We start from the raw sequence: 26,558 nt of genomic DNA, 5'->3' as shown, positions 1-26,558 counted from the left end.
GGTCAGTTCTTTTTTATCTCTTTGCAAGAACTACCTTTTTCTATTTCCTTACACACTATTAGGTCGTCTTCAGTGGCGTCTAGGAGCATTATTATTTCGTGTTTAACTTCTCTTTTTTTCATAAACTTATAGTCCAATGCCTTAAACATATCAATAGCTGAAAGGTTGGTACTCTTTGTTGATGCAACGACCAGAGAAACCCCTTTTGATTTAAAGTAGTCTTCTGCTTTTTTCACTAATGTTTTACCGATACCTTTTCCTCTATACTCTGGTAATACACCTACATAAAAAATCCCACCTATATCTTTCTTCTTTTTCAGTTCAGCGAAGCCTACAGGATTTCCTTTTATCTTTATCGTCAATATTTTCGAAGAATTTATGTTTTTTAGGGCGTAATATGTATCGTAGGAAGAAAGAGACTTAGATATCAAATCTTCTATACCCATATTCCCGAAGCCTTTCCTTCAAGATAATTTTACCCAACAAGGATTAATAAGAATTTTTACCAATTAACTCTCACGGGGTAACATATAGAGTTTTAGTAGTTAAATGTATCTGCGACCAGTATTTTCCCGATAAAGAGTAAAATCTCTTAGTTTACTCAATCCCTACATTAGGTTTCACTCTATTTAATCCCTCATAATTGTTATTCCATCATAAGCCTAAAGCGTTACGGATCCTCTAAAACCGCTTGGTATATCGTAGAGGGGACGACCCTTTAAACTCTTAGCGAGTATAAATAGGGCGTCCAAGTAGAGCGGAAGTTAATACTAAATGGGTTTATTTTTTTCCTTTACTCTGGTTATACATAAGTAAGAACCTCACCTTATAATCCGCTGTGCGTCTATATAACACTGGTTAATTAATGATACCATGTCTACATTAAGGACATTTGACTAATGTTCTTTAATAACCTTTATATATTAGTTCGGCTATGAACAGTCTATGCGTCAAAACTTGGTACTTACTGTTATAGTACTTGGGACCTTAATGGCAGCTGTAGATACTACAATAGTGCTCTTGGCCTTGCCTACAATCACGTTATACTTTAAAACTGATTTATACACATCGATATGGGTTTTACTATCCTATTTATTAGTTCAGGCCGTTATTTCTACACAAGCGGGAAGGATAGGTGATATAATAGGGAGGTCAAGGATATATAATATCGGCTTTGCTTTATTCACCGTAGCCTCGGCACTTTGTGGCCTTTCAAATAATGTTTACCTATTGATTGCCTTCAGGGTCATCCAAGCTCTAGGGGGAAGCTTAATTTCGGCTAATGGCACTGCACTTATCGCGGACTTATTTCCTCCGAGCAACAGAGGTAGAGCCTATGGGTTAACTGCTTTAGGGTGGAACATAGGAGCATTAGTAGGCATAGTATTAGGCGGGATCTTAACTACACTGCTGGGATGGCAATATATATTTTTCATTAATGTGCCTATAGGTATATTTGCTGTCGCAGTAGGACTGAGGGAAATCAGAGATATTAACCCCACCAAGAGTAAGCTTGATATCACTGGGAGTATCATCCTCGGTCTAATATTGATGCTAGTGTCTTACGGTCTTATAGACATTGCGGGAGAAGGACTAGATCTGAGTAACATCCTGTACGTGGCGGTCGGGTTAGGGCTCTTACCGCTATTCGTGCTGAATGAGATGAAGGTTGAAAGGCCTATTGTTAACCTCAAGTTACTAAAAATAAGGTTGTTAAGCTACTCGTTATATGCGTTACTCTTCCAAGGTATAGGAGGGCTTTCCCTAACTTTCTTACTGATAATGTACCTTCAGGGCGTAAAAGGCCTCTCTCCGTTGTACGCGTCTCTGATCCTAATCCCAGGTTATGTGGTAGCGAGCATATTATCTCCGATAGTAGGCAAGAGGACGGAGAAGACAAAACCTGGGCTATTAGCGTCCATAGGGTTGACAGGTACTCTGATATCATTAATACTGTATTTCATTTTCCTGACCCCCTATTCTTCGCCTTATTTGGTCTCAGCGATATCTATAATAACTGGTATAGGTTCTTCTTTATTCTGGCCCTCTAATAACACTGCAATAATGTTTAGCGCACCTAGAGAGTACTACGGAGCCGTTTCAGGCTTAGCGAGGACTTTTAGTAGTATTGGCACAGTATTGAGTTACGTAATAAGTATAACTGTAGCTTCGGTCTCGGTCCCCAGATATGTCGCATTTGAGATATTCCTGGGGACTGATGCGTTAGACAGTAAGACGATGGTAGTGTTTACTCAAGGACTTCACTATGCGTTTTTAGTATCCTCGGTGTTTATTCTGGTCTCAATGTTATTATCTATCTTAACCGCAGTAGTGAAAATTAAGAGTTAATCTGTAAATAATTTCTTTAAATAAATAGAGAAGAAAAAGTTTTATCCTTATTGCTTAGCCACCTTTTTTACTCTCCACCAAAACAGACCTCCCAAAAAGACCAACACTAAGATCAGAACTAATACTGAGATAAGGGGTATATTAGGACGAAGGACGAGCGTTTCTTGTATGTATTGGTTTACGACTACCTTAGCACCGACAGGTGCATTATAGGTTCCCTCCCATTTTCCTTCGTAAAAGGGGGGCACAAATGCGTTTAAGCTCACTGTCCCTCCATTTTTAACCCAGTAAGTCACAGAGAAGCTACCGTAATTTAAGTAAACTTTATATTCCGTCTGGTAAGGAGCAATCACCTTATTGGAGGAATTAATGTAAATGTAGTCTTGCCCTACTAGGGTATACCTTTCGGTGGGACTAACGTAAATGTATTTTGGAAGAGTGACCACGGATCCCTTATCAAACCAATTTGTAATCACACTCCCGTTAGGGTATTCGATCTCTACTAGATACTGGGGAATGTAGAGCCCGCTTACGTTTACAAGTAGGGGCATAGACGTGTTAACGCTGATATTAATAGGTTTGGTTAAAACGTACCTTTCATTATTACTTATGTTAATTATGTTGGGTAATGTGACTATCGAGTTGATACTCAAGTTATAGCCTACAATTGAGAAATTAGGATAGAGTAAGGAAAAGATAACCTTTTCGTCGTAGTAACCTGTGAAGTTGTAAACCTGAAAAATAACGTTATTTGGGATAACCTCGTTTTCCACGTCTACTTTTTCTAGGTAGAGGAAAACGTTTTCTCCGACCTTTAAGGTTGTAGGAAATGTAACGTTATAGGGAGACGTTATGTAAAATAACTGGTTCTTATACAGCCCTACACCGTTGACAATAATAGACTGGTTTATAAATGTTAACGGGACTTTTGGGGGTTGGTAGTCACTTGTTATAAGACCGTAATTAGGGCTTCCCACAGCTACTACTATGTTATCGTTAGACCCGAGGATAGTGAAAAGGTCTGATGAGGACCCAGTGGCATTAGTACCGTAGTTATAGAGCGAAGGAAAAGGTCTTAGACCGCTCTCGTTATAAAACAGTGCCAGCTGGGAATAAAGTGAAGTAAAATTAGTAACTGAGTTATACCCGCCAAAGACCAGTTCTACATTCCCCTTTAAATAGTAATTCACTATGAATTCAGCGTTCCCTTGGATTTTTGCCGTAATAGGAGTAATCACTCGTGGAGGGAGTGACCTAGACCCGTTCTGTATTATAACGTACTGAAATTTAACGAGGGTATAGGGAGAGTTGTTGATAAGCGAAATTATCAGGTAACCTGCAAGAGGTAAGGTATAATAGATTACAGTGGAATTTACAGTTTGTTCACCGTTATTATATGACGCTACGAAGAAAGTATTATTTTGTGTGTTGAATACTAAACTTTCTTGTACCCACTCTATCCCGTGAGGTGTCAGTACTGTGCCACCTAGTTGTAAACTAGCGTAATAGGGATAAGTTGAGGTCAAATTTAAAGCCTTGAGGGAAAGTATTTTGAAATACCCTATGATCTGTTGAGTAGTTATGTTATACGTAATGTTTTTTCCATCTTGACATATGCCATAAGACACCAGACCTACGGGTTTTGGCTGAGTGCTAACGAGTTGGGCCGAAGATAGGTGTGCGAATGGTACAGTTATGAAGACTGTTATAAGGAGGAAAACAACTAATAAAGCACGCATCGTAATTATTATAATAAACCTTTAAATAAAGCTTCTCACAATTTTGTCAACTACAATTAAAAAATTTATTATTTTTCTCAAAAACCGTCTTTTTGTCTTTATTCTTCACTTTTGTCTGGTGCTATAGTTACCGAACTGCTCAAAGTCCCTATAAGCATCAATAACATACCAACATATAAAGGGAATTCGGGGGAGGCTATTTTCACTACCCCAGCTAAGCCCCCCGCGAAAAGGAACGCACCCAAACCTATTATACTACTACACCCGCACAATTTTACGCCTTTTCTCATTTATCTCACATGTTAATTTTGTTATATAAGTTTATAAATTTTTTGTTTTAATGATAACATTAATTAAAGCGTAAAATACAATTATTAATAATAAAATGTAAGTCATGTTTAAATCAATAACTCAGCGATCATTATTTAATGAAATTAGTTATTTTGAAGTCCCTAACCACAGTGAAGGGAGAGTGTGGGTTAATCCCAAAAGCTAAAATATCAGAAGAATATGCTGAACTATTAGCCTACCCAGTTAACTTACAAGGTGAACTATACTACATCTTTTCTCTTGCAATGTTAAAGCTCTTAAAAGAGAGGTGTGAAGAATTAGGCTTAAACGATATAGTTATGAGGATTAACGTACTCACGAGAGACCCCATATCTAAAGGCACGTGTATATGCGATAACAGTACCACTATTACTTTTAAAGGTGCAAGATTACACGAGGAGATCCCTCTTACAGATTCTGAGGTCTTCTTCTATGGTCCTGATATTGCAAGGGAAAAGAAAAAGGAAGAAGTGTTAACATCAATTCGTAACCTCAAGAAAATGCTAAGACTTGACGATTGGGAACACATAGTAGTAGTCGGAAACGACTTATCCTTAATTGACTGTGATAACCCCGAGTTCCCACCACTTACATTTTTCCAAACCTTCGTTAAGGACGATTATCAGTTAAAAGACCCACAGTATAAAGTCGTTACAATACTTCAACCTACCTGACTTACCGGTGGAGGATGGGGATTTCCTTCAATTTTCTTCATGTACTCTTTATACATACACCTATCTTGAATCACTATTAAGCCAGCTTTCCTTGCTTTTTCAGCCGCTTCATCGTTCCTTATCCCCTCTTGTAACCATATGACCTTTACGTCCCCCTTTTCTTTTAATCTCTGTAGGACTTCATCAATTATTTTGGGCACGTCCTGAGACGGTCTGAAAACTTCTACTACATCTATTCTATCGGGGATATCAAGAACACTCTTGTAACTTTTCCTCCCTAGTACCTCACTCACGGTCGGGTTAACCGGGATCACGTTATAACCTTTCGACATTAGGAACTTAGGGACTTGGTGAGAAGGTTTAGAAGGGTCTTTAGAGAAACCTACTGTAGCTATATTTTTATAATTCCTTAAGACCTCTTCAATTACACTTTCTTCGGGTTGGTTACTGATCCCTATTCACCAGAGATATTATTACTTTAAAAGGTTATTAATTTGGTTATATGCTAAAGTGGCTTTAGGTAAAGGCCCAAGCTTTACGATGTATTTCCTCCATATTTTTTGAATAATTTGCCTATACAACAATTATATTATTATTAACAATAATTATTGCGTTATTACGTTTCCGAAAGGATCACGTTAACCTTGCGAGTTTGTCGATATTAGGGAATCAGGCTTGTAGGTTATGCGAGTTAATAGCTCCACGGAAAGGCAACTGTTAGAATACCACCCTCGCATTTATTATGAAAAGGGCATGACACATGATGTAACGTGGGTCGTTTAGTGTGTGAGGAATTCATTTAATAAACTTATAACTCTTAGACTCGTGGTCAAAGTATATTAACCCCATCTTACGTAGGAGCAAGAATAAGGGGAGAAGCCTTTTAGGTAGCTTATCCTCTATTTTATCTCCATACTTCTCAAATAACAGTTGTAAGAGGTCTATTGTATCTTTAAAACTTACGAGTACCTTATTATCATCAAGGGATAAAATAAATAACAATGGATGGAGGTTCTTGTTAACCTTTTCGCTTTCTACGATTACGTACTCGTTCCTGAGTATCTGTTCACAGAGTACAGTTGGACTATTGTTTTTTCTCTCGTCATATGGTACGGCCTTTACTAATTGCCTTATCATAGTCTCTATTTCGTCTAGTTTTTTCATCAACTCAGAGTTGCGTTCTTCCCCGAAATTATAAGTAAATTTTTTCCTAGAAGTTTCATTACCTAGTAGATAATTTAAAAACTCATCGTCCACATAAAACTCTTGTATATAAAAAGAGGATTGAGGTAAATGAAAGTTACAGTTAAGTATTTCGCTTTCCTCCAAGACTATACTGGAAAAGAGTCAGAGGTTGTAGAAACCAACTGTAAAGATGTGGACTGCCTTAAGTCCCAACTGGAGGACAAGTATGGGAAAGAATTTGGAAAAATCTTAAGAGAAGGTCTGGGTAATATAAAGGTCTCAGTCTTGGTCAATGGTAGAAAGAAAGAAGAGATAAACGACGGCGATGAAATAGCCATATTTCCGCCACCAGCTGGGGGAGAACTCAAAATAGGTAAGAGGTTAGACATACTTGAAGAAATAAGGGAATTTAGGAACGAAGCGGACGAACAAGTCGGCTCAATGGTAGTGTATTTAGGTATAGTAAAAGGAATAGTTGAAGGACATAAAGTCTATGAACTAAAGTACCAAGCATATGAGGAATATACGAAAAAGAGGTTCGAGGAGATAATTTCCACTCTAAAAGAGAAGTATAAAGACCTAGTAAAGATGAAGATCATCCACGTAATAGACGACCTCAAACCTGGGGAAGACGTGTTTTTGGTAATGGCATTAGGTAGGGGTAGAAAAGACACCATTAACGCTGTAGAAGAAGCAGTTGAAATGGTTAAACACTCAACCGGCATATGGAAACTTGAGGTGAGAGACGACGGGCAATTTTGGGTGGTAGCAGGTAACACGAGAGTGAGGAGAAATGAACAAGGCGGTAGCCCTTAGCGTCGCAGGTCTCGACAGCGGGAACGGAGCAGGTCTCGAGACCGATATTAAGGTCTATGAAATATTAGGAATACATGGTGTAGGAGCCCTAACAGCTATTACTGCCCAAAATACACGGGGTATTTCAAGGGTCTACCCGTTACCTCAGGACGTGCTGAAAAGCCAATTAGACGCTCTCTTTTCAGACTTTGATATAAGGTCGGCGAAGTTGGGCATGATTTATACTAAAGAGCAATTCCAGATACTTGTAGACTCTTTACCTTCAGCCATACCGCTGGTTACTGACCCCGTGATCTATGCAAAAGACGGGACGCCACTAATCAAAGATATAGACGAGTATAAGAGGACTATTTTACCGAGGACCACTGTGTTAACTCCTAATGCATTAGAAGCTTCGCTTCTATCGGGCCTCAAGATAAGGAGTATTGAAGACGTTAAGGTGGTGAGCAAACTGATATCGAAGAATTTCGGCATCCCTTATGTCATAATTAAAGGCGGACACTTAGAAGGGAAATACAGCGTAGACGTACTATATGACAGTATAAGGGATGAATACCACCAGATAGGCTACGAGAGGGTAACTTCCAATAAGAATACTCACGGGACCGGTAGCGTATTCGCTACTGCAATTTCTGCAGGCTTAGCAAAAGGTGAGGACATAATTTCCTCATTCAGGACCGCCAGAGACCTTTTGCAAAGTTCAATACGCTACGGGTTAGAAATAGGAAGAGGTATAGGGCCCATTGACCCGGTTAGTCCAACGTTGGTAAAAGCAATGAGATATGATGTAATTAACGAAATGGAAAAGTTCGCTGAGACAGTAGAAAAGTGGGACGGGTTTTACAAGCTAATCCCTGAGGTTCAGTCCAACCTAGCTCATGCAATCCAGCCGGAGTATGTGAAAGGTTTAGAGGATATTGCAGTATTCAGGGATAGGATAGTAAGGAACTGGGACAACAGGGTCAGAGTAGGGCTACCGGTAGTCTTTGGGAAACCTACTCATACCGCACGTCTTTTGCTTACTATCTTGGGCTATAATAACAAAGCTAGGGTACTTATAAACATCCGTTTCAGTGACGATGCAGTTAGGTTATTGAAAGAAACAGGTTATGATGTAATAGAAGTCAATAGGGAGCTTGAGCCCAGCTCACATATTGAAGGTAAGAGTATGCAATGGTTAGTTACGTTTGTGCATAATACTTACGGCAGTATCCCGAACGTCATTTTCGATAGGGGTGTAAAGGGTAAAGAGGCGATGATCAGGCTCTGGACTAGTTCAATAGATGAAATGATAAATACGTTAAAGTACCTGAGTGAGAGGCTATGAATGAGGTAGACCTCGAGAGGATCCTCGCCGGCGGTAAGAGTCTGGTGCGTACGGGTTGGATGCAGAGGGGAGTACCTCCTGCTGTAGGGGAGACAGTAGCTCAACATAGCTGGGAAGCAGGAGTTATAGCATATTATTTGTCCAAGAAGATCTTAGAAAAAGGGGTAGAACTCAGCCCTGAAAAGGCAGTTACGATAGCTGTATTCCACGACATAGGAGAGACTTTGTTAGGGGACTTACCCAAGTGGGCTTCGGACAAGTTACCCCAGAAAGAAGAGATCGAATTAGAGGCGATTAAGGAACTTGGTTTAGGAGAGGAGCTCTTCGAAGAGTATAAAGGTAAAAGCCTTGAGGGGCAGGTAGCCAAGTTCAGTGAGATGCTCTCTACTTATCTTCAAGCTAAGAGGTACCTAAAGCAGGGATATGATGTGGGAGAAATATTGAACAGTTATCTGAAAGTACTTGAGGAAGTTAAGAAAAAGTTTCCTTTCAATTTGATTGAAGATGTGATCAATTTTCTAATAAACGATTTAATTAAGTAGCTCTTCTTTTTTATAGTGAGAGACTATGAAAATGGGACCAGGTAAAAAAGCCCCCGAGGAGGTAAATGTTCTAATTGAAATACCAATGGGGTCTAATATAAAATACGAATATGACGAAGAAGAAGAAGTAGTAAAGGTAGATAGGGTCTTATACACGTCTATGGTATATCCCTTTAACTACGGCTTCGTGCCTGGTACTTTAGAAGAAGACGGGGACCCAATAGATGTGTTAGTGATAACGTCATACCCTATTTTACCCGGTACGGCAATTGAAGCTAGGCCAATAGGCATGCTCTACATGAGAGACGAAGAGGGAGAGGATGCAAAGATAATAGCTGTTCCTAAGGACAAAATAGACCCGAGTTACTCTAATGTGAGGGACATTATCGACCTACCCGAAGCGGTGAAAAACAAAATCATGCACTTCTTCGAGCACTATAAGGAACTAGAGCCCGGTAAATGGGTCAAAGTTTCAGGTTGGGGGTCAGCCAACGAGGCTAAAGCGAGGATCAGCGGGGCTATTAAAAGGGCCTCAGGAAAATAAATATGGAGTTTTTTACCATAGTAAACCCCTTTAAAGACTTTTTAATTGTCCTCTTAGCCCTCTTTTCCGTAGCCCCTTCGGTCTGGAATATACTCCAAGCTTATTATTATAAGGTCGGAACGCGTACTCAGTTCAGAGATACGTGGCGAGAAAAAAACGAAAGATTTTACTCGATAATAGTTGCAGTTAGAAATGAGGGAAAAGAAACAATTAAGGAGCTAATAAACAACTTGGCTTCGATAGACTATGACAAGTACGAGGTAATAATAGTTTCCGATGACACTGAGAGCTATTTTAAAGAGGTATTCAGTGCGGTAACCTTACCTGCTAATTTCAGGGTAGTCAGGAGGGAGAGCCCCAAGGGGGGAAAAGCAGGAGCACTGAATTTTGCGGTTAACTTAGCTAAAGGAGATTACCTTGTCTTCCTTGATGCCGATGCGAGAGTAGGAAAAGGTTTTTTCCAAAAGTTGAACGAGAAATCTTATCTAGCTTCTGCACTTAGAATAAGAATTTACTCCGACGAGACCACACTACAGAGGTATTATAAAGAGTTCACAGAAAAGGTCATGTTAGCTCTGTTTAAGGGCAGGTATTTTCTGAACCTCCCTATTTTTCCTAACGGATCCGCTTTCTCTATCCGTAAGAGTGTATTATTAAGTGTTGGCGGGTGGAAGGAAGGTGCAATAGCTGAGGATTTGGAGTTGGGGATAAGGCTGTTCCTCAAAGACGTGAAAGTAGTGTTCTTTGAGGACATAATTGTTTATTCAAAGGCTCCATATACTCTATACGACCTATACAAGCAGATAGAGAGGTGGTCTTACGGTTCATCACAGATATTTTTACTTTCCGCGAAAATGGTGAGAAAGGGTATAAGCGGTTTAGAAGGGTTTATCTACGCACAGCAGTGGGGATTATATCCTCTATTTTTACTCACGCTCATAGTGTTTAACGGTCTCGAGTTCCTACTTGAGCTGGATCAACTTTTACTCCTAACTCCTCTTCTCGTCTACGGTATTTCTACCGTTATATATGCACTGGTTCTGGGACAGAAAGAAGGCGACCTAAGAGTAGTACTCACCATACTAAACGCTTCAGTAGCCGGTTATTCAAGGGGGCTTTTCAGGATCCCTTATAAATGGAGGGTTACCCCTAAGGAAAAGAAAGAAGAGAGAGGTGAGGATGATACTAGAAAAATTAACTTTTTAAAAATAATACCTATTTTCCTTCTCTCCTTTATAAACGCAGTATTTTCGTATTGGTTATCATGTATTGTATTACTGGGGTTAGGAGTTATTGAGTCACTTGTTTAACTCCTGCCATCATTTGTATTTCTCTCATTGCCTCTTCTGGTCTCAGTGAGTATTTAATTATGTACTTCTTCAATATCTTGTAGCTGTCTCTGCTCTGCACTATTTGTCTAGTACTTGCCATCATCTTCAGGAACGTGGCTCTCCTCTCTATCTCTGCCTTAGCATCATCAAAGTTTTTACCAGACTCTTCAATTCTAGACCTTAAGACCATGGCAGCGTTATAGTCTAATATGTGAGTGTCAGTGTTGGGATCCCATCTCACGCTCTGCCTTAGGTCGTTGTAGGAGACGATCTCGTTTATTGAGACAGCTCTCCTCCTCAACAATATTTTGTCACCGACATATACTGGCAACCTCCTTACTGTCACAATGATGTTCATCATAGGTATCCACTCTGAGGGGATGTTTAAGGGTTCATTCATTAACCTTTTAACTGCGCTTTCAGCGTCGTACGCGTGGAAGGTCGTTGCACCACCGTGCCCAGTAGATATAGCTTGGAACAAAACGTAAGCTTCTTCACCTCTGATCTCTCCGACTACTATTATATCAGGCCTGTATCTTAATGATAGCTTCAGTAAGTCCATTAAACCTACTTCCTTACCGAGCCCACCGTATGCAGGTCTCGCATATAATTGGACCCAGTTATCTTGGGCCAATCTTATTTCAGGTATATCTTCAATTGACACTATCTTCATGGACTCCTTGACTAAGTTCAAAATAGCGTTCAGCACTGTGGTCTTTCCTGCTCCAGTCACTCCTATGACCATGAAAGAGAGTTTCATATCTATGGCATACCATAAGTAAGCAGCAGCTTCTGGGGATAGGACCTTGCTGTTTATAAGGTCTAAAATAGTTATAGGGCTTTCCGAAAACCTTCTTATGACGAAAGATGAACCGTTAGCTGATACCTCTCTTCTAAACGTCGCCGCTATTCTATCTCCTTTAGGTAATATACCGTCTGCTATGGGTGTAGCTACTGAAATTGTCTTATTGGCTAACGAGATAAACCTTAAAACAAGTTCATCGAGCAGCTGTTCACCATCGATAATTTTTCCAAACAAGTTCATCTGTTTGGTGATTACGATGTTTGTCGGTGTGTATTCGAACTGTCTATGGTATACGTATATCGGTAAATTAAGTCCGCTTGACGAAATATCCTCAATATTATGGTCTAATAACAAGGGGGTCAGTATGTTATAACCGAACATATTTCTTAGTAAGTAGTACAAAGCTACTTTGAATGGTGTTGAGAGTACGTTGAGTTCACCTACTCTTCCTTGGAATACCTTAAGTTCCGGTCTCTTAGAGCTTAGATCGACCAAGATTTTGCCTAAGGGCACATGGTCGGTATCTGCTAGCAGGCTCCTCTCGACTTCATCGATTAAAGTTAGGTAGATGTTGAAGGTGTTCACGTCCATTAGGGGCTCAATTAAGTTATACTTATAAATACCCTTTTCCTCGTCGTATGTAATGAAGACGTTCGGCTTAGCAATAGATAGTTCTATCCTGTTTTGGCTAAAGTCATTTGCTATGTCCTCTGGGATAATATTGGATAAGTCTATCTCGTACTGAGAAAAAACTTCTCCCTCTATCGTCTGCACGGGGATAAAGAGGGGATAAAGCGAAAATGGTAAATCTACTTCTTCAGCTCTGACATTCTTGTTTTTATTGTTAGTAGATATCTTGGGTAGTTTTATCTTCAATTTTTGTGAACTCATTACCATATCTATCCCTTTCCTTCTATATAAGTTTTCATAAGGTCGGTGCCTGGCTTGATACAAACGAGAAGTGTAATAGTAAGGTCATTATCAGTAGGACCATTGTTATAACTAACAATATTATTGCGTGCTTATACCCATTGGCAATCCTTCCCCTAGCCAGCTTTCCTACTAATAGGCCGGCGAGCATAGAATTAAACACTGATGAGAGGGCTGTCATGTATATGGCTTTAGGGACTAATGCTGTAGCTACAGCTAAGGGCCCATAAGTGAACGCATATCCGCCAGTGCTTATAAGGGATAGTATAGCACTGGATAATATGACCGAGGTGATCAAGGCTAGGATTGACCCTATATATGGCATGTATAGTAGGACTTTGATCTTGGAGTAGTACTCATTCCTTATCCTGATCTGTGAGTCCAACTGGTCAGCCAGTATCTCAACTGACTCGGGAGTCAAGCTACCTATCTCGACCATATCAGCTAATGAATTAAAGGCAACCTTCGTCGGGAAATCAATTATATTTTGTGATGCTTTTCTGAAGGCGTCTTTAACTGGCATACCTAGACGTATATACGCATAAAGCCTCCTCAGAACAGACTGTAACTTACCCATTTCTTTGTTTTCTTTCAGGTTCTTGATTATCGTCTCAGGAGAAAGTCCAGCCCTAACCCCTTCTCCTATAGCCCTTAATAGCCTTACCACATATATGTCATACCCTGTCCCCTCATTTAATTCCCTCTGGGCCATTATTGTGGGCGGGACTAGTGCGATTATAAAGCCCAAAGTAAGCCCTACGACAGTAGCGGGCACTGCGTAAGTGGTTCCCGATAGGGTAAACATGTCGACTACCAGGAACTGAGGTGCGATCAGTGGATAGTGGAATATCCTAGCCATTAGGGGCTCTAAGGCTATCATTAGGATTATCCCTAGTATGAACCCTACTGGTATCATTTCTAAGAACAGTTTGTCAGCCTTCAGGGGCTTTTCGGGGAACTTGAACTGCAAAGAGTCAACAGCGAATATGAACAATACGTTGACCATAGGAACAAATACCACTACCAAGATCCCGATTATTGGTAGGGGTAGAAGCTGTAGTAATGTGAATACTGATTCAAGGATTAGTATCAGATAAATTGTTATAAAACCTGATGCTAGCCACGTTACATACCCTTCTCCGACCCCAGACAGCCTATCTGCAGCTACCGTAGCCAACAGTTCAATTCGTTTTATGATATCTTTTACTTTCGTAGACATTGTCTCGTAAACCGGTGCCCCGCTTACTATAGCCGTAATATAAGTACTCATCAGTTCCTCATAGAGCTTAGAAGGTACTACTCTTATTGAGCTATCTACCGCCCTCTCTACACTTTCCCCCAAATAGTTCATCCTTTTTACTATGTACTTGGAAACCCCGTTAATGTAGGAAAAAGCCTTAGTCTTACTTATGTTCTCAAAGAGTATCTTAGGAGATAGCCCAGACCTCAAGAAGACTAGGAAGAGTGCAGCAAAGGCCGGAGTTTCAGCCTCGATCCCAATTCTCCTGCTATCAATCTTCTGCGAGATATTAAGGTTGAATACTAGATAGGTAACAGGTGGGATAATAGTACCGAATATGAACCCCATTATTCCGAATACTGCATATTTAGGCTCACGGGTTAAGACAAAGTCCCTAATCCCTATAATCCCTATTACCCATAAAGCTACCATTGCTACCAAAGCGACTATCATAAAGAACAATAATCTTGAAGCCAGAACTCTAGGGTCATCAGGCAGGCCTGCTTGCTTAAGTTTTTTCTCAAATGATTTAGCTAAGGATTTAGCTAAGGATGACTTATAAAACATAAGGTCAATCTGACTATAGTTAGACTTGGGTGTTGGTGATGCACTCCCTTTTTTAGATTTTTTCTTGCCAATAGATATTGCCATTGGAATAATTTATATTATGTTAGCATATAAACTTTTTATAGTAAACTCAAGCAAATAACTACTTCTGATTATTCATAAAAGACTTAAAAATTGACGTTAAGTAATATGTCTGTGGAAGGTTTTTATCTTATTATTAGGTATGTATTTCTACTACGTCTCCGTCTTCCAATACATGGTCTGCTCCTACTTTTTGTCCAGGGAATTTCGCGGATTTACCCCATATCTTAGCATATTTAAACTGTTCTGCAAATTCATTGTGGAGTTTTCTTGCTACGTCTATTACTGTAGACCCTCTTTTCACTACTAAGGGTTCTCCCGAAGGTTTAGAGCCAGGCTCCTTAGTATAAACTCTTATAACATCAAGGGCCTTAAATATACTCTCCTTCAGTTTATCTATGTTATTCCAATTGACGACAATAGTGTCCGGATCACTAAAGTCTTCAAGGGTTACAGTCACTGATGGTTTGTATATGGTAGTTTGGAATACTTCTCTTTCTACATCGTCAAGCGACACCTCTCCGAAAACCTTTACTAAGGCGTTCTTTATACCGAAGCCTTCAAGGTATTTCCTTACCTCTGCCTCAGTAGTGTTGACTAACTTCCCCATGAGCACAATCCTTATCCCCGTATTCCCTTGTCTGACCCTATCAATCACGATTTTTCCTCTAGGTTTCCTTAATGTTATCCCGTTGGATTCAAGGTATGACTTTATATTGTCGAAAGTCTGTTTATCCCTAACTACTATTAATAACTCGTCAGCGTTTTTTGCCAAGCCTAAGATCCTACCTATCAAACTCCTTGCCTCGAAAATTAATGGGGGCGTGTTTATTAACTGGATCTGGACGTCTAAGTAGTTCATCATGCCCGGTACTGGTAAGTCTTCAGGGTCGTTTTTCACGTTGGTCAGTTTTTTCATCAGTGTATTTTTAAGGTCATTATCGCCTATAATCACTACTTGCCCCGCGCCTTCCTTTTCTACGAAGAACTGAAGGCCTTTACCCAGCGATGAGGACTTCCTTTTTTCGAGCTGTGCCTCTTCTTTCAATTCAGCAAGTCGTCTTTTAGCCCAATATACTAGGTTTTCAGTACCTTTGTGCTTGGGGACTGCGCTTAGAAATTCTTGTAAAGCTTTGATCTTGTCCTCTGTTGTTTTTGCGTCCATATACTTTATCCATTTGGCTTTAGCCTCAGCTGGTAAGTTAGTGACCATGTTTACTAATATAATAATTAGGGGCTATCTCTTGTAAAATTTTCCACGACCTCCTTATTATAGGTGGCGGTTTATCAGCTCTGGAATACGTGCTCTTTATCCACGATATTGTTTTACTGTCACCGGGGTAACCGCTACCGAAATCTCCATAAATCTCTTTTAACGTATCGGTGACTTTATCTCTGATTACCTTAGCTACAATACTAGCTGCACTACATTCGGGGAAGAGCACGTCAGCGTTATGGACTACATTTGCTTCACTCCCAATTTCCTTTATAAACTCAATAACCCTTTCTTCCTTACCTACCTTGTCTACGGTGATCTTTGATGGCCTGTAAGGCAGCGATAGCTGGATGATCTTTATTACGCTATCGTATGTCAACTCGTTTAAGTTCTCCCTGTCTATGTCTTGGGGGAGTACTTTAACTACTATCACGCTCACGCTGTAGTACGCAATCAGTTTAAACAGTTCTTCTCTCTTTCTCCTAGTCAGTTTCTTACTATCTTTTACGCCCAGTTTGGCTAAGAGGTCGGCTTTGTGGTCCTCAACTATAACTCCGGCTACTATCATCGGTCCTATTATCGAACCCCTTCCGGCCTCGTCTATCCCTAAAAGGATCATACTCTTACTGATATCACAAGTTTTGCGAACTTTTTACCGTTTTTTATTGTCTCGTCCTGATAAGTCTCGACCACTTTCACGTCTTTGACACTTGAAGTAAAAGTTGATACTACCCTTCTCGCTACACTTTTCTTTATAAAGTAATAGTCTACTCCTTCCTTTCCTTCGGCGATATCCGATATGCTATCTATGGCTTCTCTGTCTAGAAAGGACTCAAAAACGCTCTTTTTCTCAGGGGACAGTACTTTATCCCCTTTGCTCCTTAGCTGTATTATAGCTTCATAATAACGTGATTTCTTCTTTATACAATCGGGGCATACAACTCTATCGATCCTGAGGCTGACCGTCCGTATAACTCTAAATTCCTTCCCTTTTACTCTCCCTTTAACCTGGATATCGACGAAAGAATGCCCGTTCGGGTCAGAGTACTGGTTCACTATGTCGTAGTTGAACTCCTCAACACTCGGGTCAAATTTTACTTTCCTTCCAAGTTCTCTATATATCACAGACTCTACCGGGGAGATCGTTATGTCCTTCTGCTTTACCCACTTTCCCTCAGCCCATATCGAACCGCAAATTTTACATACTTTTCCGCTTATCTCCTTAGGGGTTTCTACCAACTCTTTGGTCTCTAAATAACAGTCAACACAAAGAGGTCCTATAAGCTCCACGTTCTCTTTTCCGCATCTAACACAAAACCTAGCCATCTTACATGTTATAGACTTGTGCGAATTTAACTCCTTCTATCTCCAATACACCATCTTTAGCAACATATCCTCTTTTAATTGCCTCATCTACAATTTCCCTGCCTACCAGGCTTACTACATTGGCTTCTTCAAACAGAGTAAATGCAAAGTCTAGGCTTACCTCTTCTCCAGCATAGAACTCCCTGTTTACTGCAAGGGAAATATCTCCTTTTTTAAAGACCTTGCCTAATAAATCCGGTTCACAAACATTTACAAAAACATAACCTTGCTCCCTTATCACGTTTAAAATAACTCTTTTCATATAGGTTTCACCGGCGTTTGGGCACCGCAAGCGAGGCAAGAGATATACCATATCTTCTTGTCTATTTTGAGCACCGTATCTAAACTCTTACACGTACTGCACTGGACATAACTTCTTAAGAACCTATCCATAAGTGCGCTCACTACTGCTGAAGCGAATTTTCCTTGTATTACGAGTTGACCGTTTTCGTTTATTGAGCCTGGGGCACCCAATTCCTTAAGCAGATACCTCATACAGATCTTATTATCCCTCCTTATCCTATCACAATACTCAGAGAAATTCCTAATTATAGTAGTAGTACCTATATGTAAGATTATTAAGTTAGGTAGAGTTTGCCCGCTAACGCTCATGTCTTTTTCTGGCAATTTCTTGTATAATCTATCTAGCAGAGCCTCATACTCTTTACCTGTCTGATGTGAATCCACAAGTAATCTTAAGAACTCTAAGGTTTATATTACTTGTGATTAAGAGTGAGGGTTTACATTGAGACTTATGGATGTGCTCTGAATAAGGGGGACACATATATAATGATGAGTATGTTAAGCGAAAGGGGCCATGAAATAGTAAAAGACGCTGAGGATGCTGATGTAATCGTCCTCAATACTTGTGCTGTGAGGTTAGAAACGGAAGAGAGGATGAAACAGCGAATTAGGGAACTTAAAAAATCTAATAAAAAGTTAGTAGTAGCAGGCTGTTTAGCCGGAGCCGAACCCGCAACAGTTATGTCAATAGCCCCAGAAGCGTCTCTCCTAGGACCTCAGACCGTAGAGAAAATAACTGAAGTAGTTGAATCTAAAGAGAGAAAAATATACTTAGAAGGGGAGAAGCCACTATTCACTCCCAAGGTATTTGAAGGTAGAATTGCTATAATCCCAATAGCTGACGGCTGTGCTGGAGATTGCAGTTTCTGTATAACTAAACTAGCAAGGAGGAAACTTAGGAGCTATCCTCCTCACTTAATCGTAGAGGCTGTAAGAGAAGCAGTTAAGAAGGGTGCTGTGGAGGTAGAGCTTACGGCCCAAGACTCAGCGGCTTATGGTCTTGATTTAGGGGGTATAAGACTGTCCGACTTAGTGAATAAGGTCGTTGAGATAGAAGGGGACTTCATGATAAGGATAGGTATGATGACACCTGAACAAGCCATGAGGAGCCTTGACGAGTTAATAGAAGTCCTTAAAAACAACAAGGTGTTTAAGTTCATTCATTTACCGGTCCAAAGTGGAGACGACCGTGTTCTAAGGCTCATGAATAGGAAGTACAGTGTAGACGAATATAAGGAAATGGTGATGGAGATTAGGAGTAAAATACCGGTAATAAATGTGACTACTGATATAATTGTGGGCCACCCGGGGGAGGACGAAGAGGCATTTAATAACACGTTACAACTTATGAGGGAACTAAAATTTGAGAGGATTCATTTGGCTATGTATTCTATAAGGCCAAATACTAGGAGTGCGTCGATGAAACAAGTACCAGACCCGGTAAAAAAGGCTAGGATGCAGGAGGCCAATAAGTTATATGAAGAGTTAGCCTATGAGGTTCATAAAGAGTATGTGGGTTCAATTTCTAATGTGATAACTACCGAAATGGGTAGGAAAGGCTCAGTGATAGGTAGGACGTTAAACTATATCCCAGTAGTTATTAGGGATAGCGTAGAGTTAGGTAAGAGAGTAGACGTTAAAGTAACTGAGGCGTCGTTCTTTGACCTAAGGGGGCACCTCCTTTATCCGCAAGTTGTAAGAAATAGTATGCTATGATAAGTTAAGTTTTAAAAAATTTAAACTACTTTAAACATATTGTCTTTGTATGTCAGATGTTTACATAGTTTCGGCGGTAAGGACACCAATAGGTAAATTTGGAGGAGCTTATAAAGACCTTCCTCCAGTAGAATTAGGTGCGATAGCGATAAGAGAAGCGTTGAAAAGGGCTAATGTAGAACCGAACAAAGTTGACATAACAATTATGGGTAATATATTGAGGGCAGGACACGGACAAGACCTAGCTAGACAAGCAGCAGTTAAAGCAGGGATCCCAATGGAAATAGAAGGGTATTGTGTAGACATGGTGTGTTCGTCAGGTATGATAAGCACAATTAACGCAGCCCAGATGATCAAAAGCGGAGATGCAGATATAATTGTAGCGGGGGGAATGGAAAGCATGAGCCAAGCTATGCTAGCAATAAAAAGTGAAGCTAGATGGGGAGTTAAAATGCTCTTAGGTAAACAGCTTTCATTCATTGACACAATGTTAATGGATGGACTTACGGACCCTTTTAATATGAAACTTATGGGTCAAGAGGCAGACATGGTCGCTAAAGCCCATAACTTTACAAGGAGAGAGTTGGACGAAATCGCTTATGAAAGCCATAAGAGAGCTGCAATGGCTACTGATAAAGGGTATTTTAAGGACGAAATAGTCAAAGTTACTGTAGACGGTAAGGAGGTAACACAAGACGAAGGTATTAGGAAAGACACTTCTGTTGAGAAACTGTCTCAGTTGAAGCCGGCTTTTACCCCCGATGGTTTTCACACGGCTGGAAATTCGTCTCAGATAAGTGATGGTGCTTCAGCACTGGTTTTAATGAGCGAAAAGGCTGTTAAGGAGTATAAAGTTGAACCTTTAGCAAAGATAATAGGGTATAGTTGGGTAGGGATTGAGAGTTGGAGGTTCACTGAGGCCCCCGTATTTGCTGTAAAGAAACTCCTGCAGAAGTTGAACATGGACATTTCTCAGTTCGATTACTTTGAGAATAATGAGGCTTTCGCTGTTAACAACGCCCTATATAATAGGTATCTAGGAGTACCGTACGACAAGATAAACGTGTTTGGAGGAGCTATTGCTTTAGGCCATCCTATAGGAGCTAGCGGTGCTAGGATTATAACTACATTGATTAACGTATTGTCTAAAATGGACGGGAAGAGAGGGATAGCAAGTATATGTCACGGTACAGGCGGTTCTACCGCAATTGCAATCGAGTTATTAAGACCTCTATAACTTTAAAGGGTATGCTGTAAATGATATGGTGGTGATTAACTGATTGGCTAAAAAGAAATCAACATCGCCGCAACCTACCAGAGAGGTCCCAAAGCCTGAAGAAGGAGAAGTATTATGCGTAGTTAAAAGGATGCTCGGTGCTGAGCACATCCAGGTTTTATGTTTAGATGGTAAAGAGAGATTGGGAAGAATACCGGGAAAGATGAAGAAGAAGATGTGGATAAGGGAAGGCGACGTAGTGTTAGCCGCACCGTGGGATTTTCAACCTAATAAATGTGATATTGTTTATCGCTATGAGGAGAGTGAGGTTAGAAGGCTTATTGAGGAAAAAGTAGTTAGTGCAGATATTATTGAGCAATTGAGAGGATAATGGTTTGATAGATGGAAAGAGAAGGAAAGAAGAGAAGAGGATAAAAGACGAGGATCTTTTTAAAGTAGTAGATTCAACGATAGACTCGCGCACTTACCTCTCATTAATTCAATTAGCAAGAAAATTACAAATAAAAGAATATTATGGTGCTATTTCTTCTGGTAAGGAAGCTAAGATATACCCTGCCCTTACAAAGGATGGGACTTGGTACGCTGTAAAGATATATTATGTTACTACAGCTGCTAGCAAAAGAGCATTAGAAAAGTATACTATAGGAGACCCACGCTTTAAAGACGTAAAAATTAAAACTACATTTCAGTTAATAGAGACTTGGGCAAGGAAAGAATACAAAAACCTAGTTAGGTTGTATGAAGCTGGAGTATCTTCTCCAAGACCAATTTTTGTCTATAGGAACATTTTAGTCATGGATTTTATAGGCCAAGACGGGATTAGGGCACCTCTGTTGAAAGAGCTCTCAGAAGAGGAGATCAATGAAGACTTGTACCGTAAGGTCATAGGAGAACTAGAGAAGATGGTCAATATTGCTCACCTAGTTCATGGTGACTTGAGCGAGTATAACATAATGGTGTGGGATGAAAAGCCTTATATAATTGACGTTAGCCAGTCGGTAGACCTCCAGCACCCTAACGCCTTAGAGCTCCTTAAGAGAGATATAGAAAATATCAACAGGTTTTTTGAAGACCACAATATAAGTGTAGAGTTAGTAGAGGATATATTAAGCAGGCTGAAGATCAGTAATGTGAACAGCGATGATGTACACGACAGTCCCAGATGATAAGCTCCACATAATAAAGGAGTTAATACCTAGGTTAGAAGAAGTGAGCAACACTACGATAGAACTAGATGAAAAGACCAAGTCTATTAAGGTTACACCTAAGCAAGGGAACGCTTATGATGCAATGAAAGTGAAGTCTGTAATAAATGCGATAGGCTTGGGGTTTAGCGTAGACGATGCTATGAAACTTATGTCGGACGACTATGTATTAGAAGTGATAGAACTAAAGGACTTCTCTAATAGTGTAGACTCTTTAAGGAGGATAAAAGGGAGAATAATTGGCGAGAAGGGAAAAGCCAAGAAAATAATCCAAGAATACACGGGAGTCCAGATCCTAGTAGGGGATCACATAGTAGCTCTTTTAGGTAATGTAGAACAGATGTCCATTGCAAAAAGGGCAATAGAATTGCTATTAAAGGGAAAAGAACACAATACTGTGTATAAGTACCTAGATGAGGCGGAAAGAGCGATGTCTTTTGCCGGCTCGAAAGGGTTAAAAGAGGGACTTAATAAACTCTAAACTATCTGAGCTATATTTACTAGAATAACTCCTTATAACTTTGTCGTATGTAGAAAGGATTAGTTTAGTCTTCTCGCTGTTCATAAGGCTTTTTAATCCCTCAATATCTCCCCTATATGCATACTGGAAGAAGTGAAGCAACACCCTTTTAGGCTCACTTAATATTTCTTCGGTAGTGTAAAGTTGAGGTGTAGGTTGCATTACAAGTGTTAGGTGTGTCCCTTCAAGCATGGCTATCATTGCTAACTTGTAAGCGGAATATTCTCTAGTTGGAGACTTTTTCGAGGCTTTGACTTCAATATAGTACTTGTTCCCTGACTTCTCTGCTTCAATATCGTGGGTAGGTAGGTCTACATACTTTACATTAGTGAAACTCATATCTTCTAGAACTTTTATCGCTCTCAATTCCATTGCAAATCCCAAAATTATACCTTTAGCCTTATCTAATGCATAGTCTATTTCCTCATCAGTTAAGCCGTACTTTTCCTTCAGCTCTTCAATGGTTTTCACACTATATTATTAAATTGCTTTGAATAAAAGACTTCTATGAACTAACTCGGTATATTTTCTATGTCTTTAATAAACTAATTTACAGTCGCCTAACCTTTTTTTCCCTTCTTCCCTAATCCTTAATACGTCTTCGCCTTCGACCTCGCTACTTTTCGTGCCGTATCGGGCAAATAGTTCCTTTTCTAGATCATATTCGGTAAATATTCCTACTTCATTCAACCTCCTATTTGCATCGTCCAATGAAGAAAAGTCTTTCAATACTTGGGCTAATGGAGATGTTGAAATTACTACCTTTGGATCCAAAAAGAACATAATGGAGGACACCGGTGTTACGTAGACCTCTCTCGTTCCACCCCTTATTTTTACACGACCGTATAAGCCATGAAAAGCTTCATACGGTATTCTCGAAGCCTCTGTCCTTACGTCATTTAGGACTATCTCTAGTTTTTCAGCAATACTTTCGTCAATACCTTTACTGTCCTTTAGTCCGCCAAGCCTAGCTATTTCTGAGATCCTTTGTAGAATATAATCATGTTCCAACTCACCGTCACTCCCTGCTCCTATTGTAGCTAAAAGGGATTTAATCCTCAAATTCCCCAGCACATTTAACATAATAAAGTCTATCAGAGGGCTGCCCAACGTTTTTTCGCACCCTTTTGCTAGGATATCGCCCCCTGCGTCGACCCCGACCACCAAATTAACGTTATTCCTCTCTGAAAAGTCCTCAATACCCTTTACCAAGTCTTTTAGTCCTTTCTTTATACAGATAGAGTACCCTTTGGGGATCCCGGTGCTCTTCATCAACCTCACTATCTGAGGGATAACCACTTTACCCAGCCTTATGGAGTAAGACCTGGAGTTTAGTTCTGTTATGATATCGTTAACTCTAACATGGTTTTCGAAGTCGCAGATAGGTCCTGGTACTGGGTCTTCTACATACCTCTCCCAAGTTACTGCTCCCAAAATTGTCTCATATCCCTTGGACTCTAAGTATAGTGCTGCTACGTAAGCTGAGACTACATCTCCTCCCCCGCCTAACCCGAATACAAACGCTTTCATAAAACCCTTTTAACCGTTATGTCATTTTATACTTTAGGTTAAACAATAAGAATACACCCAAGTAATAGGTGGACTTAAGGTGTATTATCTGTTCTGTTACTTTAAACAATATCACTGTAAAGAGAATACTCAGTGTTCATAAATGAGCGACGTAATTGATAATTCAAGCTCTTATATAAATGACTATACTCAGACATTTGATGAAGACCTGAGAATAGGGGAAGCCCTATCTCACATTTTAGCAGCAGCATCAATTGTAGAGGAAATAGAAGGAGAAACTGATGACATCAAGGAAACAGTTAGAAGGTATGTAGACGCGTGGATTGCTAGTTTAGTCCCCATCAATTACTCCCCTGGAATGGCTGAAGTAATAGGGAGTAAGATAAACAGAAAATTGACCAAGATATTCCCCGATGTAACCGAGGACGACCTAGGCGAGACGTTAGAGATGGTAATTGAGGCAAAAAGGGAAGTAAATAACGGGAATCTCCCCCCAAACTATAAAGAAGTAGAAGTCAGGATAGAGAAAATACTACGAATATTAGGGGTAGACCTGAGTGTGTTAAATAAGTTTCTGGAAGGAGACATAATTACACAGCAAAGTAGATTAATATCTGCGTTCGCAATTGCAATTGCTATAGCCAGTGTGTGGGATCCTAAATGGATAGCGGACTATCAATAACTGCTGAAAAGCTAATAGAAATAACAGCAAGGCTTGCGAGTAAGATCAACGTTAAGGACGAAGAAATAGAGAGACTAGTTGGATTATCATCAAAGAATATAGCTAAGAATGCGTCTCAAAAAGTAGCTTTTTGGTTAGTAGAACAAAAGGAGTCTTTACTCTATTGTAAACTTTGTGGCAAAGGCCCTTTTACTAAAAAGGGCTTGTATCTCCATCTGACTAGGTTACATAAAGAGGAGATTAAGGGGATGTTAATGGAAGAATTGAAAAACGAGATTAAAGCCCTTATATAGAAGAGAGAGCCTTGTCAAGGTCCTCTATCAAGTCGTCGACATCCTCTATCCCAACTGATAACCTCAGCATCGTGTCTGTAATGCCTACTATTTTCCTTTCTTCTGGTGATAAGGTCCTGTGTGACATCGTAGCTGGATGAGATATTGTTGAATTTACACCGCCTAGTGTTTGAGCAGCTAAAATTACATTGAACTTGGTCATCAACTTTATACTATCTTCCATTGTTCCCTTAATGTCGAAACTTACTACTCCCCCATAACCCTTTAATACTTTTCTTGCGATCTCGTAATCCGGATGTGTCTTTAGCCCGGGATAATATACTGCCCTTACTTTAGGGTGTTCGGCTAGGAACTCCGCTATCTTTGACGAATTTGAGTTAATGACGTCCATTCTGATCTTCAGCGTCTTCATCCCCCTTATTACGAGGTACGCAGCATGTGGGTCTAAGGATGTGCCCAGTGTCCGCCTCATCAGGTCTATCTTGGTCATTTTATCTTTTCCACCGGCCGCGAGGCCCGCTATTACGTCGTTATGGCCTGCGATGAACTTTGACGCGCTATGAAGGACTATATCTGCACCTTGAACTACGGGCTTTTGGTTTATAGGAGTGGCGAAAGTCGAGTCTACAATTAGTGTACTCCCGTTTTCCTTGCATACTTTCGACAGCGATACGAGATCTACTACGCGTAGTATAGGGTTCGAGATACTCTCAACGAAGACCATATCGTATTTTTCGCCCTTTGCCATCTCTATTATATGCCCGGGGTTTGCAACGTGTACTTCTACTCCCCAGCCTTTCAAAAAGTCATTAAAAAACCTATACGTCCTACCGAACATATCTCTGTGAATTAATACTTTACTCCCAGGTTTTACGAGCGTTAAGAGTGTTGATGAGATCGCTCCCATTCCTGAAGAGAACGCTACTCCCATCTCAGCTTCTTCTAAATCTGCTATCATTTCACCTAGTTTTAAAACAGTAGGGTTTACCTCTCTACTGTATCTGTACTTTTCTCCGATCGGATAAGCATACGATGAGGTCTGATAAATGGGCGTAGTTATAGCTCCTGTCTCTTGGTCTATTCCTTCTTTTGTTACCTTAGTTCCGTCCCTCAATCCAAGCACCCCTTGCTATCTTTGCTTCCTTAACACTACACTCATAACCGTAAGACTCGCAAATTTTAAGTCCATCTTTAATAATTTGGGCTTTATCTGATTTCTCGTCCACGAAGACAGCTATGGTAGGCCCCGCACCGCTCACGCAAGCCCCTATGGCATTGTGATTCAGCGCGACTTCTTTTAATTTGCTATAATACGGGAAGAGAGGTTCCCTAGCCTTCTCCACTATATCGTCATTTAACCCCGTTCTTACTAACTCTCTATCACCTTTTATAAGTCCTATCAGTAGTGATGACAAGTACCTGGAATTTTTAACTAATTTTTGAAGTTCTACGTGTTTCGGGACCATCTCTCTTGCCTTTTTCGTTTTGGCTTCTATGTTAACCTTAGGGATAAATAGGATAAGACTAAAGGGGAGGTTAACTGGGATCTGGACAACCCTTACCGGTTCACTTGAGACTACAGCTACCACTCCTCCGACTACGCTCGCAGCCACATTATCTGGGTGAGGAGAACCTGAGGCAGCTATCTCGCCTAACATTGAAAATTTTACTAAATCGTCGTTAGATAGCTCTAATTTAAACAGTTCGTTAGCAGCTACTACCGCGGCTGAAGACGAAGCTCCGCTACTCCCCATACCGAGACCAGGTGGAATCCCTTTATTTACTTTTACTTTAAGCTTAGCCTTTATGTTAAACTCCTCCAGCAGCTTAATCAGGGCAAAACTCGCAGAGTTCTGCTCAGGGATATTCGGTACTCCTTCTCCCTCAACATAAACTTGGAGCGATGAAGACGGTTGTGAAGTGATCTCCACTGAATCATAAAAAGCGTCATGAGCCATTGCTAGGATATCAAACCCTGCACCTAAATTTGCTGAAGACGAGAAAGCTTTTGCAATAATTTTTTCGGACATT

General features: G+C 40.2%; 30 protein-coding genes. 14 read left to right on the top strand and 16 right to left on the bottom strand.

Annotated elements, in window-relative coordinates; all coding sequences use genetic code 11:
• Positions 1-2: 2 nt before the first annotated feature.
• The gene (locus KN1_RS01605) at positions 3-446 is read right to left on the bottom strand and encodes a GNAT family N-acetyltransferase (RefSeq protein ID WP_221289091.1); all 444 of its coding nucleotides are present in this window, start codon (positions 444-446) and stop codon (positions 3-5) included.
• 499 nt (positions 447-945) lie between these two features.
• On the opposite strand from KN1_RS01605, the gene KN1_RS01600 reads away from it, so the two are divergent.
• Positions 946-2,349, top strand: coding sequence for an MFS transporter (locus tag KN1_RS01600; RefSeq protein WP_221289090.1), 1,404 nt, complete (start codon positions 946-948; stop codon positions 2,347-2,349).
• 47 nt (positions 2,350-2,396) lie between these two features.
• Here KN1_RS01600 and KN1_RS01595 read toward each other — a convergent pair whose 3' ends face one another.
• On the bottom strand, positions 2,397-4,088 hold the full coding sequence (locus KN1_RS01595; protein WP_221289089.1) for a thermopsin family protease: 1,692 nt from the start codon (positions 4,086-4,088) through the stop codon (positions 2,397-2,399).
• Positions 4,089-4,186: 98 nt separating this feature from the next.
• The gene (locus tag KN1_RS01590) at positions 4,187-4,378 is read right to left on the bottom strand and encodes a hypothetical protein (RefSeq protein WP_221289086.1); all 192 of its coding nucleotides are present in this window, start codon (positions 4,376-4,378) and stop codon (positions 4,187-4,189) included.
• A gap of 138 nt (positions 4,379-4,516) precedes the next feature.
• On the opposite strand from KN1_RS01590, the gene KN1_RS01585 reads away from it, so the two are divergent.
• On the top strand, positions 4,517-5,092 hold the full coding sequence (locus tag KN1_RS01585) for a hypothetical protein (protein WP_221289084.1): 576 nt from the start codon (positions 4,517-4,519) through the stop codon (positions 5,090-5,092).
• On the opposite strand, the gene KN1_RS01580 is transcribed toward KN1_RS01585, so the two are convergent.
• Both KN1_RS01580 and KN1_RS01575 read right to left on the bottom strand, forming a co-directional pair.
• A complete protein-coding gene (locus tag KN1_RS01580; protein WP_221290429.1) occupies positions 5,080-5,544 on the bottom strand; it encodes a CoA-binding protein in 465 nt (154 codons plus the stop codon). The genes KN1_RS01585 and KN1_RS01580 overlap by 13 nt on opposite strands.
• Positions 5,545-5,887: 343 nt before the next feature.
• Complete coding sequence (locus KN1_RS01575) at positions 5,888-6,349, bottom strand: hypothetical protein (RefSeq protein ID WP_221289082.1); 462 nt, start codon at positions 6,347-6,349, stop codon at positions 5,888-5,890.
• 36 nt (positions 6,350-6,385) lie between these two features.
• On the opposite strand from KN1_RS01575, the gene KN1_RS01570 reads away from it, so the two are divergent.
• The 5 genes from KN1_RS01570 to KN1_RS01550 are packed head-to-tail and all read left to right on the top strand — an operon-like array spanning position 6,386 to position 10,816.
• Complete coding sequence (locus KN1_RS01570) at positions 6,386-7,093, top strand: MoaD family protein (RefSeq protein ID WP_221289080.1); 708 nt, start codon at positions 6,386-6,388, stop codon at positions 7,091-7,093.
• Complete coding sequence (gene thiD, locus KN1_RS01565; protein WP_221289078.1) at positions 7,071-8,420, top strand: bifunctional hydroxymethylpyrimidine kinase/phosphomethylpyrimidine kinase; 1,350 nt, start codon at positions 7,071-7,073, stop codon at positions 8,418-8,420. The genes KN1_RS01570 and thiD overlap by 23 nt, the downstream gene beginning before the upstream one ends.
• Positions 8,417-8,962, top strand: coding sequence for an HD domain-containing protein (locus tag KN1_RS01560; RefSeq protein ID WP_221289077.1), 546 nt, complete (start codon positions 8,417-8,419; stop codon positions 8,960-8,962). Before thiD ends, KN1_RS01560 begins: the two co-directional genes overlap by 4 nt.
• Before the next feature lie 25 nt (positions 8,963-8,987).
• Positions 8,988-9,506, top strand: a complete 519-nt coding sequence (gene ppa, locus KN1_RS01555) for an inorganic diphosphatase (protein ID WP_221289075.1) — start codon at positions 8,988-8,990, stop codon at positions 9,504-9,506.
• 2 nt (positions 9,507-9,508) lie between these two features.
• On the top strand, positions 9,509-10,816 hold the full coding sequence (locus KN1_RS01550; protein WP_221289074.1) for a glycosyltransferase family 2 protein: 1,308 nt from the start codon (positions 9,509-9,511) through the stop codon (positions 10,814-10,816).
• On the opposite strand, the gene KN1_RS01545 is transcribed toward KN1_RS01550, so the two are convergent.
• The 7 genes from KN1_RS01545 to KN1_RS01515 form a co-directional block, all read right to left on the bottom strand.
• Positions 10,797-12,533 (bottom strand): type II/IV secretion system ATPase subunit, encoded by a 1,737-nt coding sequence (locus KN1_RS01545; RefSeq protein ID WP_221289073.1) that lies wholly within the window; start codon positions 12,531-12,533, stop codon positions 10,797-10,799. The genes KN1_RS01550 and KN1_RS01545 overlap by 20 nt on opposite strands.
• Positions 12,534-12,567: 34 nt before the next feature.
• Entirely contained in the window at positions 12,568-14,463 is a 1,896-nt protein-coding gene (locus KN1_RS01540; RefSeq protein ID WP_221289071.1) for a type II secretion system F family protein, read from the bottom strand.
• 133 nt (positions 14,464-14,596) lie between these two features.
• Entirely contained in the window at positions 14,597-15,673 is a 1,077-nt protein-coding gene (locus KN1_RS01535; protein WP_221289070.1) for a TGS domain-containing protein, read from the bottom strand.
• Positions 15,663-16,295, bottom strand: a complete 633-nt coding sequence (rnhB, locus tag KN1_RS01530; RefSeq protein ID WP_221289068.1) for a ribonuclease HII — start codon at positions 16,293-16,295, stop codon at positions 15,663-15,665. Before rnhB ends, KN1_RS01535 begins: the two co-directional genes overlap by 11 nt.
• Positions 16,292-17,002 carry a 60S ribosomal export protein NMD3 gene (locus tag KN1_RS01525; protein ID WP_221289063.1) on the bottom strand — a complete coding sequence of 237 codons (711 nt, stop codon included), beginning with the start codon at positions 17,000-17,002 and terminating at the stop codon, positions 16,292-16,294. Before KN1_RS01525 ends, rnhB begins: the two co-directional genes overlap by 4 nt.
• A gap of 1 nt (position 17,003) precedes the next feature.
• The gene (locus KN1_RS01520; protein WP_221289061.1) at positions 17,004-17,303 is read right to left on the bottom strand and encodes a DUF424 domain-containing protein; all 300 of its coding nucleotides are present in this window, start codon (positions 17,301-17,303) and stop codon (positions 17,004-17,006) included.
• Positions 17,300-17,653: a translation initiation factor IF-2 subunit beta gene (locus KN1_RS01515; RefSeq protein ID WP_258712656.1), complete on the bottom strand. Its 354-nt coding sequence runs from the start codon at positions 17,651-17,653 to the stop codon at positions 17,300-17,302. The genes KN1_RS01520 and KN1_RS01515 overlap by 4 nt, the downstream gene beginning before the upstream one ends.
• A gap of 177 nt (positions 17,654-17,830) precedes the next feature.
• On the opposite strand from KN1_RS01515, the gene KN1_RS01510 reads away from it, so the two are divergent.
• From KN1_RS01510 to KN1_RS01490, 5 genes are read left to right on the top strand one after another with little or no spacing between them, the layout of a single operon-like run.
• Positions 17,831-19,060, top strand: coding sequence for a tRNA (N(6)-L-threonylcarbamoyladenosine(37)-C(2))-methylthiotransferase (locus KN1_RS01510; protein WP_258712655.1), 1,230 nt, complete (start codon positions 17,831-17,833; stop codon positions 19,058-19,060).
• Between the two features lie 49 nt (positions 19,061-19,109).
• The gene (locus KN1_RS01505) at positions 19,110-20,297 is read left to right on the top strand and encodes a thiolase family protein (RefSeq protein WP_221289058.1); all 1,188 of its coding nucleotides are present in this window, start codon (positions 19,110-19,112) and stop codon (positions 20,295-20,297) included.
• Positions 20,298-20,340: 43 nt separating this feature from the next.
• Positions 20,341-20,667 (top strand): translation initiation factor aIF-1A, encoded by a 327-nt coding sequence (locus KN1_RS01500; protein WP_221289057.1) that lies wholly within the window; start codon positions 20,341-20,343, stop codon positions 20,665-20,667.
• A gap of 4 nt (positions 20,668-20,671) precedes the next feature.
• Positions 20,672-21,463, top strand: a complete 792-nt coding sequence (locus KN1_RS01495) for a serine protein kinase RIO (RefSeq protein ID WP_221289049.1) — start codon at positions 20,672-20,674, stop codon at positions 21,461-21,463.
• Positions 21,441-21,983 carry an RNA-processing protein gene (locus KN1_RS01490; RefSeq protein ID WP_221290426.1) on the top strand — a complete coding sequence of 181 codons (543 nt, stop codon included), beginning with the start codon at positions 21,441-21,443 and terminating at the stop codon, positions 21,981-21,983. The genes KN1_RS01495 and KN1_RS01490 overlap by 23 nt, the downstream gene beginning before the upstream one ends.
• Here the strand turns inward: KN1_RS01490 and KN1_RS01485 are convergent.
• Positions 21,957-22,493, bottom strand: coding sequence for a hypothetical protein (locus tag KN1_RS01485; RefSeq protein WP_221289046.1), 537 nt, complete (start codon positions 22,491-22,493; stop codon positions 21,957-21,959). The two genes, KN1_RS01490 and KN1_RS01485, sit on opposite strands and share 27 nt — an antisense overlap.
• A gap of 66 nt (positions 22,494-22,559) precedes the next feature.
• The gene (locus tag KN1_RS01480) at positions 22,560-23,552 is read right to left on the bottom strand and encodes a DUF1152 domain-containing protein (protein ID WP_221289043.1); all 993 of its coding nucleotides are present in this window, start codon (positions 23,550-23,552) and stop codon (positions 22,560-22,562) included.
• A gap of 142 nt (positions 23,553-23,694) precedes the next feature.
• Between KN1_RS01480 and KN1_RS01475 the strand changes: the two genes are divergently transcribed.
• Positions 23,695-24,234, top strand: coding sequence for a hypothetical protein (locus tag KN1_RS01475; RefSeq protein ID WP_221289041.1), 540 nt, complete (start codon positions 23,695-23,697; stop codon positions 24,232-24,234).
• Positions 24,213-24,527, top strand: coding sequence for a hypothetical protein (locus tag KN1_RS01470; RefSeq protein WP_221289038.1), 315 nt, complete (start codon positions 24,213-24,215; stop codon positions 24,525-24,527). The genes KN1_RS01475 and KN1_RS01470 overlap by 22 nt, the downstream gene beginning before the upstream one ends.
• Here KN1_RS01470 and KN1_RS01465 read toward each other — a convergent pair.
• Positions 24,520-25,641: an aminotransferase class I/II-fold pyridoxal phosphate-dependent enzyme gene (locus KN1_RS01465; protein WP_221289036.1), complete on the bottom strand. Its 1,122-nt coding sequence runs from the start codon at positions 25,639-25,641 to the stop codon at positions 24,520-24,522. The genes KN1_RS01470 and KN1_RS01465 overlap by 8 nt on opposite strands.
• On the bottom strand, positions 25,625-26,557 hold the full coding sequence (locus tag KN1_RS01460) for a homoserine kinase (protein WP_221289034.1): 933 nt from the start codon (positions 26,555-26,557) through the stop codon (positions 25,625-25,627). Before KN1_RS01460 ends, KN1_RS01465 begins: the two co-directional genes overlap by 17 nt.
• Position 26,558: the final 1 nt, after the last annotated feature.

The organism is Stygiolobus caldivivus (assembly GCF_019704315.1).
Lineage (GTDB): Archaea > Thermoproteota > Thermoprotei_A > Sulfolobales > Sulfolobaceae > Stygiolobus > Stygiolobus caldivivus.
This window is presented reverse-complemented; position numbering and strand designations above follow the sequence as displayed.